The following is a 14,845-nucleotide window of genomic DNA, read 5'->3' on the forward strand; positions in this document are numbered from 1 at the left end:
GGATATACACACGGTATCTCTCTATCGAAAGCCCACAATCAAGTGTTGTGATCGATATCCAACTTGCTGAACGTCACCTTCCCACCTTCGCTGGTATAGCCACTGTTGTCCTGCACATACACACCAGCCTTGAAGTACAACGGCTTGACCTTCCATTTGGAACTGATGGTGGTGTACCAACTACGACCCGCCGCAGTAATGCCTAGGTCACCCGTACGATCAAGGTGGAGCCGGTAACTGAAGGACTGAGCCAGCTTCACGCCGGACGCGACGGTAATAACCCGACCCTCATCGTCATCGGGACGCATGCGGACCTTGGCAACGATGTCGCCAGTCTTGCCGTCATCCTTGTACTGGTACTCCAGTTTCACCATGGGCTTGCTGCTGTCCTTGGCATGAATCTGCCCGATCACGATCTTGCCGCTGCTGGGCACCTGGTTGACCACCAGGGTCGCGCTCAATTTATTGTCGGCGTCAGGGTAGACCCAGTTGCGCAAGGTGCCGTCTTTATAGGTTTCCCGTAATTCACTGCGCGGGTAGATCGCGTTTTCGGTCTTGGTGCCGGTGACAGGCGACCAGAAGTACACCGTGCTGCCTTCTGAGTTGAAGTACTTATCCTTGAACCCATCCACCAGTCGAGGCGTTTCGATGGTCTTCGGTGGGCTGCCCTCGGGGATGCTCAGGTTCCAGGTTGCAAGATCGACCATGTTCGGATCCTTTCTGAGAAGAAGAAATGATTTACGCCACAGCCGGAGGGCTCTAAGACGCGCTTTTGCTGAGGCCAAAAAGGGGGCGCGAACGTGTATTTGGCACGTTCGTACGGCGGAGGGTTGGCGTCAACAGTCCGTCAGAGTTGCGTTTGCCGGTTTGGTGCCCGAGATAGGCGACCGTTAGTCGGCTAGTAGGAATTTTTCGGGAACATGGCGATATGGCATCTGTCTATGGCGCCCTGTTGTGGGGCGTCAAACAACCCATAGGGAGGTTTTTGTCGCACGAGGCAAGCAGCGTTCCTTGCTGCTATGGCGCTACGAGAGGGCGCAATCAGAGGTTGTGATCGATATCCAGCATGCTGAAGGTCACTTTCCCGCCTTCGGTGACGTAGCCGGTGTTGTCTTGCACATACACGCCTGCCTTGAAGTACAGCGGCTTGTCGCTCCAGGTGTTGCTGATGTTGGTATTCCACTGATAGCCGGCGCCGTTGATGGTCAGGACGCCGGCGGGGCTGAGGTGAATCAGGTAGGAGAACGACTGGTTCAGCTTGATGCCCGTGGCGATGGTGATGACCTGGCCCGATTCGTCATCGGGGCGTATGCGGACCTTGGCGACGATGTTGCCGGTGGAGCTGTAGGTCTTGTACTGGTACTCCAGCTTCACCATGGGGCTGGTGCTGTCCTTGGCGTGGATTTGGCCGATCACGATCTTGCCGCTGCTGGGCACCTGGCTGACGGTCAGGGTCGCGGCCAGTTTGTTGTCCGCCGCCGAATACAGCCAGTTGCGCAATGTACCGTTGCTGTAGGTCTCCCGCAGTTCGCTGCGCGGGTAGATCGCGTTTTCCGTCTTGGCGCCGGTCACCGGTGCCCAGAAGAACAGGGTCCCGGTTTCGGAGTTGAAGTATTGGTCCTTGAACCCCTGTACCAGCAGCGGGGTTGAAATGGTTGCCGGTGGGCTGCCCTCGGGGATGCTCAAGTTCCAGGTGGCGAGATCGATCATGTCCGGATCCTACGTAACGAAGCGAAAAAAGTTGAAGCCCTGGCGCGGGCTCTAACTCGCGCGTTGTGGGCGTGTTGATCACGCAGGATGGGTGTTTTTCGACAACCGTCCGGCGGATGATTGACGTCAATTGTTCGTCGTCGGTGTCTTTGCAGTTTTTGTGCCCGAGGTGGGTGACCGTTAGTCGGCTATTTCGGGCTTTGTCTGGATGATGGCGCGATGACACCTACTGCTTTTCAAAATCCCGGTCTAGAGTGAGGGGACAGTATTTGTCCGATTTGCTACGTAAAAACGGACGTGGCGCCCGATAAGAGAAGCAGCATGGAATGCGCGCAACCAACGCCCGGCGAAGACAGCTCTGTCCTTTTGATTGTTGATGATTACCCTGAAAACCTGCTCAGCATGCGGGCCTTGTTGCAGCGGCAGGATTGGCAGGTGATGACCGCGTCCTCGGGGGTCGAGGCGCTTAACCTGCTGCTCGAACACGACATCGATCTGGTGCTGCTGGATGTGCAGATGCCCGAAATGGACGGTTTCGAAGTGGCGCGCCTGATGCGCGGCAGCCAGCGCACGCGGCTCACGCCGATCATTTTCCTGACCGCCAACGAGCAATCCCAGGACGCGGTCATCAAGGGCTACGCCAGTGGCGCCGTGGATTACCTGTTCAAGCCCTTCGATCCGCAAATCCTCAAGCCCAAGGTCCAGGCATTGCTCGAGCACCAGCGCAATCGCCGGGCCTTGCAGCGCCTGAGCCAGGATCTCGAAGCGGCCAGGGCCTTCAATGCCTCGGTGCTGGACAACGCCGCCGAAGGCATCCTGGTGGTGGATGAGAATGGCTGTATCCGCTTCGCCAACCCGTCTACCTGCCGTTTGCTCAATGCCACCGCCGACCAGTTGCAGGGGATGCCGTTCCTGGATTTCCTGCAGAAACCCCATATTCCCGAATGGGCCGATTCTGATATCCATAATGCCTATCGGCGCGGTGAAACCTGGCGACTGCATGACGCGGTACTGCGCACGGCACCCGGCCAGCAGGTGTCGGTGGCCTTGTCCTGTGCGCCGCTGCCCTCGGAGCAGAAGGCGATGGTGGTAACGCTGCAGGACATGTCCGTGGTTCGCCACTTGCACCAGCAGCTCGAATACCAGGCCGTCACGGACCCGCTGACTGGCTTGCTCAACCGCCGGGGCTTCTACCAGACCGCGGAAAACCTGTTGATGCGCAGCGAGCGGCTGGAAAGCAACTGGGTGCTGCTGTACCTGGACCTCGATGGTTTCAAGCGGGTCAATGACTCGCTGGGGCACGACGCTGGGGACCGGGTCTTGCGCTGGGTGTCGGAGCAGTTGAAGGCGTGCCTGCGCCCCTTCGATATCCTGGCGCGGCTGGGCGGTGACGAGTTCACAGCCCTGCTGGACCTGGAGTTTCCCGAACAGGCGGCCAAGATCGCGGAGAAACTCATCGAGCGCGTCGCGATCTGCCAGCAGATCGAAGGCATGGACGTGGCACTCGGTGCCAGCATCGGCATCGCGACGTACCCGGACTGCGGCGCCAACCTCGATGGCTTGCTACGGGCCTCCGACATCGCCATGTACGAAGCCAAGCGTGCCGGTCGCCAGCAATACCGTTTCTATGACCACGAAATGAACGGTCGAGCCCGTTCACGGCTGATGCTGGAAGAGAGCGTGCGCTCGGCCATCGAAAACCGTGATTTCAATATGGTCTACCAGCCGCAGGTGAGCATCGTCGACGGGCGGATCCGTGGGTTCGAGGCGCTGTTGCGCTGGCAGCATCCGAGTGTCGGCGATGTGCCGCCGGGCCTGTTCCTGCCGTTGCTGGAAGAGGCGCGATTGATCAGTCGGCTGGGCAGTTGGATTTATCATCGCAGCGCGGCCCAGCGCAAAGTCTGGGAGCGTTTGTTCGCTGACGACCTGGTGTTGGGGGTAAGCCTGAGCAGCACTCAGTTCGGCATGCCGAACCTGGTGACCGAGTTGCGCCAGGTCCTGGAGCGCCACGCCTTGAAGCCTCGGCAGTTGGAGGTCGAGGTGACCGAGGATGCGCTGATGCGCAATCCCGATGAAACCCAAAAGCAGTTGCGGTTGCTGCGCCAGCTCGGGGTGCGGGTGGCGTTGGATGACTTCGGTTCGGGCCCGTGTTCGCTGACGCATCTGCGCGACCTTGACCTCGATACCCTCAAGCTGGATCGGCACTTGATTGCCCGCTTGCCGGGGTCGCCCCGGGACGCCGCGTTGGCCGCCTCGGTCATCGACCTCTGTACGCAGTTGGGTTTGCGGGTCATCGCCGAAGGGGTGGAAACCCGCGAGCAGTATCTGTGGCTACACGCCCACGGCTGTGAGTTCGTGCAGGGGTTCCTGGTGGCGCGACCGTTGATGGCCGAAGACACCGATGTCTTCGCCACGCCCTTCGACTGGAGCGCGGTGCAGGCCTGAATTCGCTACACTGGCGGCCTCTTGTGACTGTGTTGCCTGCCGATGACCGCGCTCAAATACCTCCAGGCCTACCCCGCCGCCTTGCAAGCCCAAGTGCAGCAATTGATCGCCCAGGACCGCCTGGGCGATTACCTGCAACAGCGCTACCCGGATCGGCATCCGATCCAGAGCGACAAGGCCCTGTACGGTTATGCGCTGGACCTCAAGCAGCAATACCTGCGTAACGCGCCGGCCATCGACAAGGTATTGTTCGACAGTCGCCTGGACCTGACCCACCGTGCTCTCGGCCTGCACACCGCGGTGTCGCGGGTGCAGGGCGGCAAGCTCAAGGCCAAGAAGGAAATCCGCATCGCGGCGCTGTTCAAGGACGCGGCACCCGAGTTCTTGAAGATGATCGTGGTGCACGAGCTGGCGCACTTCAAGGAGTCGGACCACAACAAGGCCTTCTACCAACTCTGCGAACACATGCTGCCGGGCTATCACCAACTGGAATTCGACCTGCGGGTGTACCTGACCTGGCGTGACCTGCAACCTCACAAGGACTGACCGGATGGACGTGAGCAAGACCAAGACCAGTTTCTACCGTCGCCTGTACGTGGCTTACCTGATCGACAGCGGCCTGGCGAGCAACGTCCCGGCGCTCACTGAAGTCACCGGCATGCCGCGACGCACTGCCCAGGACACGGTCGCGGCCCTGGCGGACCTGGATATCGTGTGTGAGTTCGAACAAGAGGAGGGCGCTCGCAACCACGCCGGGCGTTATCGGATTCGCGACTGGGGGGCGATTGACCGGGGGTGGATCGAGGAGAATCTGCCGCGGATCAAGGCGGTGCTCGAGTATCCCTGATTTTTGGGTGGTGTTTGGGCTGGCCCTATCGCGAGCAAGCTCGCTCCCACATCGATCTTCGGTGAACACGCGATTGATGTACGACCTGGATCCACTGTGGGAGCGAGCTTGCTCGCGATGCCGTCATCAAGGTCGATGCATACCGATGTGTGGAATCCCATCCTCCAGGTATTCCACCCCCACCACTTCAAACCCGTACCGCCCGTAGTACCCCTGCAGATGCGCCTGGGCCGACAATGAGATCGATGTGCCGGGCCAATGTTTCTCGGCCTGCTTGAGCGCTTGCTCCATCAGCGTGTGGCCCAACCCCTGGCCGCGCGCCTGGGGAGCGATGATCACGCGCCCGATCACTACGTCGCTGTTCTGCGAGTGTGGGTCGAGCAAGCGCAGATAGGCCACCAGGTGGTTGTCGTGCCAGGCCATCAGGTGGCAGGTGTCGCCCTCCAGGTCCAGCCCGTCGACGTCCGGGTAGGCGCAGTTCTGCTCGACGACGAACACGTCGGAGCGCAATTTGAGGATGGCATACAGCTGTTCCTTGCTCAGGTCACTGTGATGTTTGCAGACCCACTCGATATCCATTTTTGAATTTCCTGAAGAACCTGCTGCCGATATTAAGCGTGGTTGGCTCGGAAGTCTCTTGCTCGCGCGACCGGAAAATCTGTGACAAAGACCAAAATGCCATCATTCCTTTGTCGCGGTGCTGTCGTCTTTGTGTAATCTTCGTGACAGCCCTGCGCAGCGGTTCCAATGAGCTAATGTTAGGACCGGGTGTCCGAGGATGCCTGTTGAGTTTCGGCTAAAAACAAACCGGGCTTTGAACCCGTCAAGGACGTTTGGCATGCCGCGATTGCATCGAACTCTTGCATTGATCGGGTTGCTGTTGCTGAGCTATGAGGCTTGCGCGCAGAAGTTGCGCCTGGTCGCCGATGCCTGGCCGCCCTTTACCGATTCCACCTTGATCAATGGCGGCCTGGCGACCGATATCGTCAGCACCGCCCTGGCGCGGGCCGGCTATGCCACCGACTTCGAACAGGTGCCCTGGGCCCGGGCGATGCTGGGCATCGGCGAGGGCCGCTATGACGTGCTGATCAACGCCTGGTACAGCGAGGATCGCACCCATATCGGCCGGTTCTCGGCCGAATACCTGATCAACCGCGTGCTCTTCATCAAGCGCAAGGACGAGGCGATCCAGTTCGACAGCCTGCAACAGCTGCGTGCCTATCCCATCGCTGTCGTGCGCGGTTATGCCTATTCCAAGGATTTCGATGAAGACCCGCAGATGCAGAAAGTCCCGGTGCATAACTTCGCCATGGCGGTGCGCATGCTGGCTGCCGACCGCGTGAAGTTGACCCTGGAAGACGAGTTCGTCGCCCGCTATTACCTGGCCCGCGAATCGCCCAAGGTGCGCAGCGCCGTGGAGTTCCTGCCCAAGCCCTTGAGCGAAAACAGCCTGCACATCCTGGTCAGCCTGAAGAACCCGGAGCATGAGCAGATCGTGGCCGGGTTCGATCGGGAGATCGCGGCGATGAAGGCGGATGGGAGTTATGCGCGGTTATTGAAGGCGCATGGGATGTAGCGCCTGAGCCGGCCCTATCGCGAGCAAGCTCGCTCCCACAGTGGATCGCTGGTGTGCACAGACTTTGTGTTACAGCAGATTCAATGTGGGAGCGAGCTTGAACTGGTCAACTAATTTTGGACACCAGTTACGGTTTCATGCTGCCAGTTTCTCCATAGCTACCGGCGACCGGTAGTCGTTGTAGCTATGGAGTCTGACGTTGTTGTAACGCATCACATAACGCTGCACATCCACGCGGGCTTCATGCTCCGAGCTGTAGCCATCTTCTGGCACCCACTCTGACTTCAGGCTCCCAAAGAAACGCTCCATCGGGGCGTTGTCCCAGCACTCACCTTTGCGACTCATGCTTTGCAGGAGTCCATGCTTGCGCATTTCATTCCTGAATTTGTGGCTGGTGTATTGGCAGCCTTGATCGGAATGAAACAGCACCTCTTTTGGGCAACCTCGCAATTGCACCGCCATTCGCAACGCTTCGCAGGTCAGCGAGGCATCGGAAATCATTGAAAACGACCAGCCCACGATCCGGCGAGCAAACAGATCCAGCACCGCCGCGAAATACATCCAGCGCTTGCCGACCTTGATGTACGTCACATCGCCACACCACACCTGGTTGATCGCCGTGACATCAAACTTGCGCTTGAGCACGTGCGGCGCCACCAACGCTTCCACGCCGGAAGATTTGTACTTGTGCCGCCGGCGCTGACGACTGGCAACACCGGCTTCGCGCATCAAGCTGCGAGCCATATGCCGCCCGACACGATGTCCCTTTGCTTGCAGCTCCTTGGAAAGGGTGCGAGACCCCGCGGATGCTCTGGACTCCTTGTGATGCTCGACCAGCACGGCTTTAAGTTTCTCCCGCTCGGGCTTCACTTTGCCTTGGCGCTGACGCCAGGCGTAAAAGCTGCTGCGGTTGACTCCAAACGCCCGACAGCAATTGTTAACGCCGTACTGCTCGTCCAGCTCATTGATCAACGAGAATGATCTTTGGAGTCCAAAAGCAGGAGAGCACTGGCCTTTTTTAGGATTTCAATGTCCAGGTCTTTTTGCCTGAGCAACGCTTTGAGCTGCTGAATTTCACGCTGATCAGCGGTAATCGCCTTGGCGCCCACCGGGGTCGAACCCAAGCGTTCCTTGCGAACCTGATCGACCCAGCGGCGAAGCGCCGTGGGCCCAATATCCAGGCTGGCGCAGACTTCGGGAACCGACTGTCCCTCGTCCAGCACCATGCTGGCCGCCTTGAGTTTGAACTCACTGGAGTAAGATTTACGCATAACCAAAACACCTCAGATTTGGGCGCCATCATAGCGCCCGATTGAAGTGTCCAAAATCATTAGGCCAGTTCAGCTTGCTCGCGATGAGGTCCGCTTGGACACCACAGCCCTCAAGCCTCGCCAGTGTCCTTGATCAAATGCGCCGCCAACGTGCGCAACGGCCCCAACTGTCGACAGATCAGCCCCAGTTGCGTCTGCACCAGGCGCTGGCCTTCGTCGATTTCATCGGGCATCTGTTCAAGCTCGCTGGCCAGGGCTTCCTCTTCGTCGCTCTGGATCGCAATCGGTTGTTTGCTCGCCAGGCCCTGGGCGATTTCGTCGATGCTCGCTGCCAGTCTCACCCCGGCACCGTCGATCAACTGTTCGCGCACTTCCGTCGGCAGTTCGGTGCCCCGGTGGGCGCCCAGGCCGGACAAGTAACTGAGCAGGGTGTGGGACAGCACCAGGAAGCGGAACCCCACATCGGCTTCCTTGCGGAAATGCCCTGGCTCCATCAGCATGTTGGCCAGCGTGGTGGACAGCGCGGCATCGGCGTTGTGGGCGTTGCGTCGGGCCAGGCGGTAGGCCAGGTCGTCACTTTTGCCCGCGGCGTATTGCTGCATGATCTGGCGCAGGTAAATGCTGTTGCAGGTCAGCGTGTTGGCCAGCACTTTGTTCAGTCGCCGACCTTGCCAGTCGGGCAGGAACAGGAACACCGCCAGCCCGGCGATCAGGCTGCCGAGCAAGGTATCGAACAGCCGCGGCAGCAGCAGACCATAGCCGTCGCCCACCTGGTTGAAGCAGAACAGCACCATGATGGTGATCCCCGCCGTCGCCAGGGTGTAGCGGGTGGTGCGGTTGGTAAAGAACACCACCCCGGCGGCAATGGCGAAGCACGACTGCACCAGCGGGTTGGGGAACAGATCGAACAACGCCCAGGCCACCGTCAGGCCGATGGCGGTGCCGATGATCCGCTGGCCGAGCTTGCGCCGGGTGGCGCCGTAGTTGGGTTGGCACACGAACAGCGTGGTGAGGATGATCCAATAGCCCTGGGACGGGTGGATCATGTGCACCACGGCGTAACCCACGCTCAAAGCCAGGGGCAAGCGCAGGGCATGCCGGAACAGCAGCGAGGTGGGCGTGAGCTGGGTGCGCAAGCGCAGCCAGACATCCTTGAGGCTGCGCGGCGAGCGGTCCAGCAGGCTGCTGTCGGTGGCGTCGGCCAGGGCGTCGGGGTTGCTCGCGTCGCTGAGCAGGCGGTCCATGGTGCCCAGGTTCACCGACAGGGCTCGCAACGAACGCAGCAAGCCACGCCAGGCCGGGTTGCTCTGGATGCGCAGGTGTTCAAGGGATGCGTGCAGGTCGTTGAGGGCCTCGGCGAAGGTGTCGTCGTAGACGAACGGCTGGCGCAGTTGGATCGACTCGGCCAGCGCCTGGCAGGCCTTGCCTTGCTGGCGCAGCAGGCGCTGGCAGCGGAACAGCACGTCGCTGTGGAAGAAGGCCTCGGCGAGCGCGTTGTAGGGATAGTGGGAGGAACTGGCGCGTTCGTGGATGTCCTGGGCCAGGAAGTACAGCTTCAGGTAGCGACTGACCTTCGAGCCCGGCCGGCCGTTGCCCACGCGGTGCAGGATGATTTCCTTCGCGCTGTTGAGCGCGGCGACCACCCGGCCATTCTGCTGGGCCAGTTCCAGGCGGCGGGCCTCGACGTCGAGTTGGCGGATCGGCTCGAGGAGCGACGATTTGAGTTTCAGGTAGCGTCCCAACTCGCGAAACAGCCGCGCCAGGCTTTGCTGCACCGGTTGGTTGGAAAACAGCGCCTGCCACAGCACCGAAAGCAGGCCGTACCAGGTGGCGCCGGCCACCAGCAGCAGCGGCTCATGCCAGAAATCGGTGACCGCGCCGCCGCGCTGGTCTACGCCGATCATGGTGTAGACCGAAAGGATCAGGGTGGCCGAGGCAATCGCGCCATAACGTTCACCCAGGGCCCCGAGCATGGTCAGGCCGAAGCTCGCTAGGGCCAGGGCGACGATGAACAGCACGGGATACGGGAACAGCAACTCCACCGACAGCGCCGCAATGGTGAAGCACACCAGCGTTACGGCCAGCGCGTTGAGGCGGCCCTGCCAACTGTCGTCGGTCTCGGCCAGGGCGCTGGCGATGATACCCAGGAACAGGGGAATCAGCAGCGCCATTTCGTCCAGGTACCAGCACAGCCCCATGCTGCCGGTCAGGGCGATGAACACCCGCACGCTATAACTGAACTTATCCAACGCCCAAAGGCGACGCAAAGACTGGCTAAACGAGTTCGATGACATGAAGTGCACGGGCCTGACGGGCAATGACGCTAAATTGAGGCAGTAATGACGCCGACGCAATGGCGGCGATCACATCTGACAGCAAAAAGTGTTCCGGGAGCCGCCACCAGTCCCTGTGGGAGCGAGCTTGCTCGCGATGGCGGCAGTCCTGTCACATTGATGTTGACTGAACCAGCCCTATCGCGAGCAAGCTCGCTCCCACAGGGTTACTGCTCACATTCAAATCATGTCGGATCAGACGTACTGCGCCGCCGCATACCCCGATGCCCACGCCCACTGGAAATTGAACCCGCCCAGGTGCCCGGTGACGTCCAGCACTTCGCCGATGAAGTACAGGCCAGGGCTTTTCAACGATTCCATGGTCTTGGACGAGACTTCCCGGGTGTCGACGCCGCCCAGGGTGACTTCGGCGGTGCGGTAGCCTTCGGTACCGGCGGGGACGACGTTCCAGCTCGCCAATTTCTCGGCAATGTCCGCCAGTTCCGCGTGGGTGTACTGCTTCATGGGTTTGGACACGAACCAGGTGTCGGCCAGCAGGTTGGCCATCTTCTTGGTGAACAGCTCGCCCAGCAGGGTCTTGAGTTCGCTGTTGGGGCGTTCGGCCTGTTGCTGTTGCAGCCATTGTGGCACGTCGTGGTCGGGCAGCAGGTTGATCTGCACCGTGTCCCCCGGTTCCCAGAACGAGGAAATCTGCAGGATCGCCGGCCCGCTCAGGCCGCGATGGGTGAACAAGATGTTCTCGCGAAAACTCTGGTCGTTGCAGCTCACCAGGCAATCCACCGAGGTGCCTGACAGCTCGGTGCACAGCGTCTTGAGCTGATCGGTGATGGTGAACGGCACCAGCCCGGCGCGGGTCGGCAGCAGCGCATGGCCAAACTGTTTCGCCACCTGATAACCGAAGCCGGTCGCCCCGAGGGTCGGGATCGACAGCCCACCCGTGGCGATCACCAGGGATTGGCAGGCGAGGGCGCCAAGGGTGGTTTGCAGCAGGTAGCCGCCGTCGGTTTTTTCGATCTGGGTGATCGACGTGTCGAGGTGCAGGCAGACGCCGGCCTGGTCGCATTCATCCAGCAGCAGGCCGAGGATGTCGCTGGATTTGTTATCGCAGAACAACTGGCCGAGTTTTTTCTCGTGATAGGGCACGCCGTGCTTGGCCACCAGGGCGATGAAGTCCCACTGGGTGTAGCGGGCCAGGGCCGACTTGCAGAAGTGCGGGTTCTGCGACAGGAAGTTGCCCGGCTCGGTGTACATGTTGGTGAAATTGCAGCGCCCACCGCCCGACATGAGGATTTTCTTGCCGGCCTTGTTGGCGTGGTCCAGCAGCATCACCTGCCGCCCGCGCACGGCCGCGGTCAGCGCACACATCAACCCCGCGGCGCCAGCGCCAATGATCACGACTTCGGTAGAGCGCAAAACGGTGTCCTCTCAACTTTCTCGCACACTGAATGTGGGAGCGAGCTTGCTCGCGATGGCGGCGTCTCAGGCAGCATCAATGCCGCTGATCCACCGCTATCGCGAGCAAGCTCGCTCCCACAGTTTGATCTCTGTTGGGTTGCAGATCGCTTTACAGGATCCGCACCCGCAACGAGCGGCCCTTGATCTTGCCATCGTTCAGGCGTTGCAGGGCCTGTTTGGCGATGCCGCGTTCCACGGCCACATAGGCCTGGAAATCGAAGATCGCGATCTTGCCGACCTGGGCACCGGGGATGCCGGCCTCGCCGGTCAGGGCACCGAGGATGTCGCCGGGGCGGACCTTGTCTTTACGCCCGGCGCCGATGCACAGGGTGCTCATGGCCGGCAGCAGCGGGCCGCCGCCCTGGGGCTTGAGGTTGTCCAGTTGGTCCCAGCTCAGGGGCGACTTCTGCAGTTGCTCGATGGCCTGGGCGCGGTGGGCTTCGGACGGCGCTACCAGGCTGATGGCGATGCCTTTCTCACCGGCGCGACCGGTGCGGCCAACGCGGTGGATATGAATTTCCGAGTCCCGGGCCAGTTCGACGTTGATCACCATGTCCAGGGCATCGATGTCCAGGCCGCGGGCCGCCACGTCAGTCGCTACCAGGACCGAGGTGCTGCGGTTGGCGAACATCGCCAGCACCTGGTCGCGGTCGCGTTGTTCCAGGTCGCCGTGCAGGCCAACGGCAGAAATGCCCTTGGCGCTCAGGTGGTCGACGGTTTCCTGGACCTGCTGCTTGGTGAAGCAGAACGCCACGCAGGAGGCCGGGCGGAAATGCGCCAGCACCTTGACCACCGCGTCCATGCGCTCCTCGGGGGAGATCTCATAGAAGCGCTGCTCGATCTGCGCGTCGGAGTGAAACGCCTCGGCTTTCACTTGCTGCGGATTGCGCATGAACTTGGACGACAGTTGCTTGATGCCCACCGGGTAGGTGGCGGAGAACAGCAGCGTCTGGCGGCGTTCCGGGGTCTGCTGGATGATGTCTTCGATGGCGTCGTAGAAGCCCATGTCGAGCATGCGGTCGGCTTCGTCGAGGATCAGCGTGTTGAGGCCGTCGAGCACCAGCGAACCCTTGCGCAGGTGCTGTTGGATGCGTCCCGGCGTGCCGACGATGATGTGGGCGCCGTGTTCGAGGGAAGCGATCTGCGGGCCGAAGGACACGCCGCCGCACAGGGTCAGGACCTTGATGTTGTCTTCGGCGCGGGCCAGGCGACGGATTTCCTTGGCGACCTGGTCAGCCAGCTCGCGGGTGGGGCACATCACCAGTGCCTGGCAGCCGAAGAAGCGTGGGTTGATCGGGTTCAGCAGGCCGATGCCGAAGGCGGCGGTCTTGCCGCTGCCGGTCTTGGCCTGGGCGATCAGGTCCATGCCCTTGAGGATCACCGGCAAGCTTTGCGCCTGGATCGGCGTCATCTGGGCATAACCGAGTGATTCGAGGTTAGCCAGCATGGCGGCGGACAGGGGCAAAGTATTAAAAGCGGTGGCAATGGTGGTCACGGGACTGGCCTGCAAAACAAAATGTCGCGCAGTGTAGCAGCCTCGTGCCACTTTCTTCGAAAGTTCTGGACGAGCTGTGGGGCAGGGTCCGGAAGCAAGACCATGGGGGCAAGGCTGTGGGAGCAAGGCTTGCCCGCGAAACAGGCACCTCGGTTATTCAAGGCACCGCGTGCTCCTTATCGCGAGCAAGCTTTGCTCCCACAACTCCATCACAGGGTTGCCGGGTCTGGCTTCTCAATCGCTCCCTCCAATGTTCAGCCAGCCTTTCAGTGCTCGATATGCTCATCGGGACGCTTCTGCCGCCGTCCATCCTGCTTGGACAACTGGGAAAAGATCGTCGCCGCCAGCATCGCCATGATCCCCACCGTCACGAAGGTCAGCTGGAACGCGCCCAGCACCGTCTCCACCCCGTCGTTGCCCACCTGGGCGGTAAATCCGCCGAGCAGGGCGCCGGCGCAGGCCACGCCGAGGCTCAGGGACAGTTGCGCCACCACCGACAACAGGCTGTTGCCGCTGCTGGCGCTGGCGTCGTCCAGGTCGATCAGGGTCACGGTGTTCATCGCGGTGAATTGCAGCGAGTTGATCGCCCCCAGCACCGCCAGTTGCGCCAGCAGCAGCCAGTACGGCGTCTGTTCGCTGACCAGGCCCATGCTCGCCAGCATCACGCCCAGGGCCACGGTATTGCCGGTCAGGACGATGCGATAGCCCAGGCGTTCGATCAGCGGTCGGGCCACGGACTTGGCGACCATGGCCGCTGCCGCCAGGGGCAGCATGCTCATGCCGGCCTGGGACGGTGAATAGCCGAGGGCGACTTGCAGCAGCAACGGCACCAGGAACGGCAATGCGCCGCTGCCCAGGCGCGCGAACAGGTTGCCGAGGATGCCCACCGCGAAGGTGCGGGTCTTGAACAATGACGGCGGGAACAGCGCGTTCTCGACATGCCCGGCCCGCAGCCAATAGGCCGCCAGGCAGGCCATGCCGCCGAACAGCAACAGCATCACCCGCAGGTGCGGCAGGTGCAGTTCGCCCAGGCCCTCCATGGCGACGGTGATCAGCACCATCGCCGCGCCGAACAGCAGGAACCCCAGGCCATCGAACCGAGTGCGCTCGCTGCCGCGCAGGTCAGGGATGAATTTCCACACCGCGTAACAGCCGATCACCCCCACCGGCAGGTTGATGATGAAGATCCAGTGCCAGGTCAGGTACTCGACCATCCAGCCGCCCATGGTCGGCCCGATCAGTGGACCGAGCAGGCCGGGGATGGTGATGAAGCCCATGATCCGCACCAGTTCCGAGCGCGGATAAGCCCGCAGCACCACCAGCCTGCCCACCGGCAGCATCAGCGCACCGCCCAGGCCCTGGATGACCCGGGCGCCGATCAGCATGCTCAACGAATTGGACAGGGCGCACAGCAGCGAGCCGAAGCTGAACAGCAGGATCGCCCCGAAGAAGATCTTCTTGGTGCCGAAGCGGTCGGCGATCCAGCCCGAGGCCGGGATCAGCAACGCCACGGTGAGCATGTAGGCGATGATCACACCTTGCATGCGCAGCGGGTTTTCCGCCAGGTCGCTGGCCATGGCGGGCAGGGCGGTGTTGAGGATGGTCCCGTCCAGGGACTGCATGAAGAAGGCGATCGCCACCACCCACGGAAGCCAGCGGGCGGTGACGGCGTCGAGCGGTGCGCGGTTGGGCATGGGACCTCTTGTTTGTGTTCGGGTGTCTGTTGGCTTCATCGCGGGCAAGCCTTGCTCC

Annotated in this window: 13 protein-coding genes; 4 read left to right on the plus strand and 9 right to left on the minus strand. The window is 61.4% G+C overall.

Features of this window, described 5'->3' with window-relative positions; all coding sequences use genetic code 11:
• Positions 1-38 precede the first annotated feature (38 nt).
• Positions 39-707, minus strand: a complete 669-nt coding sequence (locus tag AO356_RS13735) for a polysaccharide lyase family 7 protein (RefSeq protein ID WP_060740253.1) — start codon at positions 705-707, stop codon at positions 39-41.
• A 334-nt stretch (positions 708-1,041) separates the two neighbouring features.
• Positions 1,042-1,710 carry a polysaccharide lyase family 7 protein gene (locus AO356_RS13740; protein WP_060740254.1) on the minus strand — a complete coding sequence of 223 codons (669 nt, stop codon included), beginning with the start codon at positions 1,708-1,710 and terminating at the stop codon, positions 1,042-1,044.
• A gap of 321 nt (positions 1,711-2,031) precedes the next feature.
• Here AO356_RS13740 and AO356_RS13745 point away from each other — a divergent pair, with 321 nt between their 5' ends.
• Genes AO356_RS13745 through AO356_RS13755 form a run of 3 tightly spaced genes read left to right on the plus strand, consistent with a single transcriptional unit; the run spans position 2,032 to position 5,002 of the window.
• Positions 2,032-4,155 (plus strand): putative bifunctional diguanylate cyclase/phosphodiesterase, encoded by a 2,124-nt coding sequence (locus tag AO356_RS13745; protein ID WP_060740255.1) that lies wholly within the window; start codon positions 2,032-2,034, stop codon positions 4,153-4,155.
• 42 nt (positions 4,156-4,197) lie between these two features.
• Positions 4,198-4,701 (plus strand): M48 family metallopeptidase, encoded by a 504-nt coding sequence (locus AO356_RS13750; RefSeq protein WP_060740256.1) that lies wholly within the window; start codon positions 4,198-4,200, stop codon positions 4,699-4,701.
• Between the two features lie 4 nt (positions 4,702-4,705).
• Positions 4,706-5,002: a winged helix-turn-helix domain-containing protein gene (locus AO356_RS13755; RefSeq protein WP_060740257.1), complete on the plus strand. Its 297-nt coding sequence runs from the start codon at positions 4,706-4,708 to the stop codon at positions 5,000-5,002.
• A gap of 126 nt (positions 5,003-5,128) precedes the next feature.
• Here the strand turns inward: AO356_RS13755 and AO356_RS13760 are convergent, their stop codons facing one another.
• Positions 5,129-5,581: a GNAT family N-acetyltransferase gene (locus tag AO356_RS13760; RefSeq protein ID WP_060740258.1), complete on the minus strand. Its 453-nt coding sequence runs from the start codon at positions 5,579-5,581 to the stop codon at positions 5,129-5,131.
• Positions 5,582-5,840: 259 nt separating this feature from the next.
• On the opposite strand from AO356_RS13760, the gene AO356_RS13765 reads away from it, so the two are divergent.
• Complete coding sequence (locus AO356_RS13765; protein WP_060740259.1) at positions 5,841-6,578, plus strand: substrate-binding periplasmic protein; 738 nt, start codon at positions 5,841-5,843, stop codon at positions 6,576-6,578.
• Between the two features lie 135 nt (positions 6,579-6,713).
• Here the strand turns inward: AO356_RS13765 and AO356_RS13770 are convergent, their stop codons facing one another.
• From AO356_RS13770 to mdtD, 6 genes are all read right to left on the minus strand, one after another.
• The gene (locus tag AO356_RS13770; RefSeq protein ID WP_060739330.1) at positions 6,714-7,550 is read right to left on the minus strand and encodes an IS3 family transposase; all 837 of its coding nucleotides are present in this window, start codon (positions 7,548-7,550) and stop codon (positions 6,714-6,716) included.
• Positions 7,547-7,804, minus strand: coding sequence for a transposase (locus AO356_RS33055; protein WP_237140769.1), 258 nt, complete (start codon positions 7,802-7,804; stop codon positions 7,547-7,549). Before AO356_RS33055 ends, AO356_RS13770 begins: the two co-directional genes overlap by 4 nt.
• Before the next feature lie 155 nt (positions 7,805-7,959).
• The gene (yccS, locus tag AO356_RS13780; RefSeq protein WP_060740260.1) at positions 7,960-10,143 is read right to left on the minus strand and encodes a YccS family putative transporter; all 2,184 of its coding nucleotides are present in this window, start codon (positions 10,141-10,143) and stop codon (positions 7,960-7,962) included.
• A 234-nt stretch (positions 10,144-10,377) separates the two neighbouring features.
• Positions 10,378-11,556: an NAD(P)/FAD-dependent oxidoreductase gene (locus AO356_RS13785; protein ID WP_060740261.1), complete on the minus strand. Its 1,179-nt coding sequence runs from the start codon at positions 11,554-11,556 to the stop codon at positions 10,378-10,380.
• Between the two features lie 151 nt (positions 11,557-11,707).
• Positions 11,708-13,045 carry an ATP-dependent RNA helicase DbpA gene (gene dbpA, locus AO356_RS13790; protein WP_237140825.1) on the minus strand — a complete coding sequence of 446 codons (1,338 nt, stop codon included), beginning with the start codon at positions 13,043-13,045 and terminating at the stop codon, positions 11,708-11,710.
• Between the two features lie 314 nt (positions 13,046-13,359).
• Positions 13,360-14,826: a multidrug transporter subunit MdtD gene (mdtD, locus tag AO356_RS13795; protein WP_109791138.1), complete on the minus strand. Its 1,467-nt coding sequence runs from the start codon at positions 14,824-14,826 to the stop codon at positions 13,360-13,362.
• Positions 14,827-14,845 lie beyond the last annotated feature (19 nt).

This window comes from Pseudomonas fluorescens (assembly GCF_001307275.1).
Classification (GTDB): domain Bacteria; phylum Pseudomonadota; class Gammaproteobacteria; order Pseudomonadales; family Pseudomonadaceae; genus Aquipseudomonas; species Aquipseudomonas fluorescens_AA.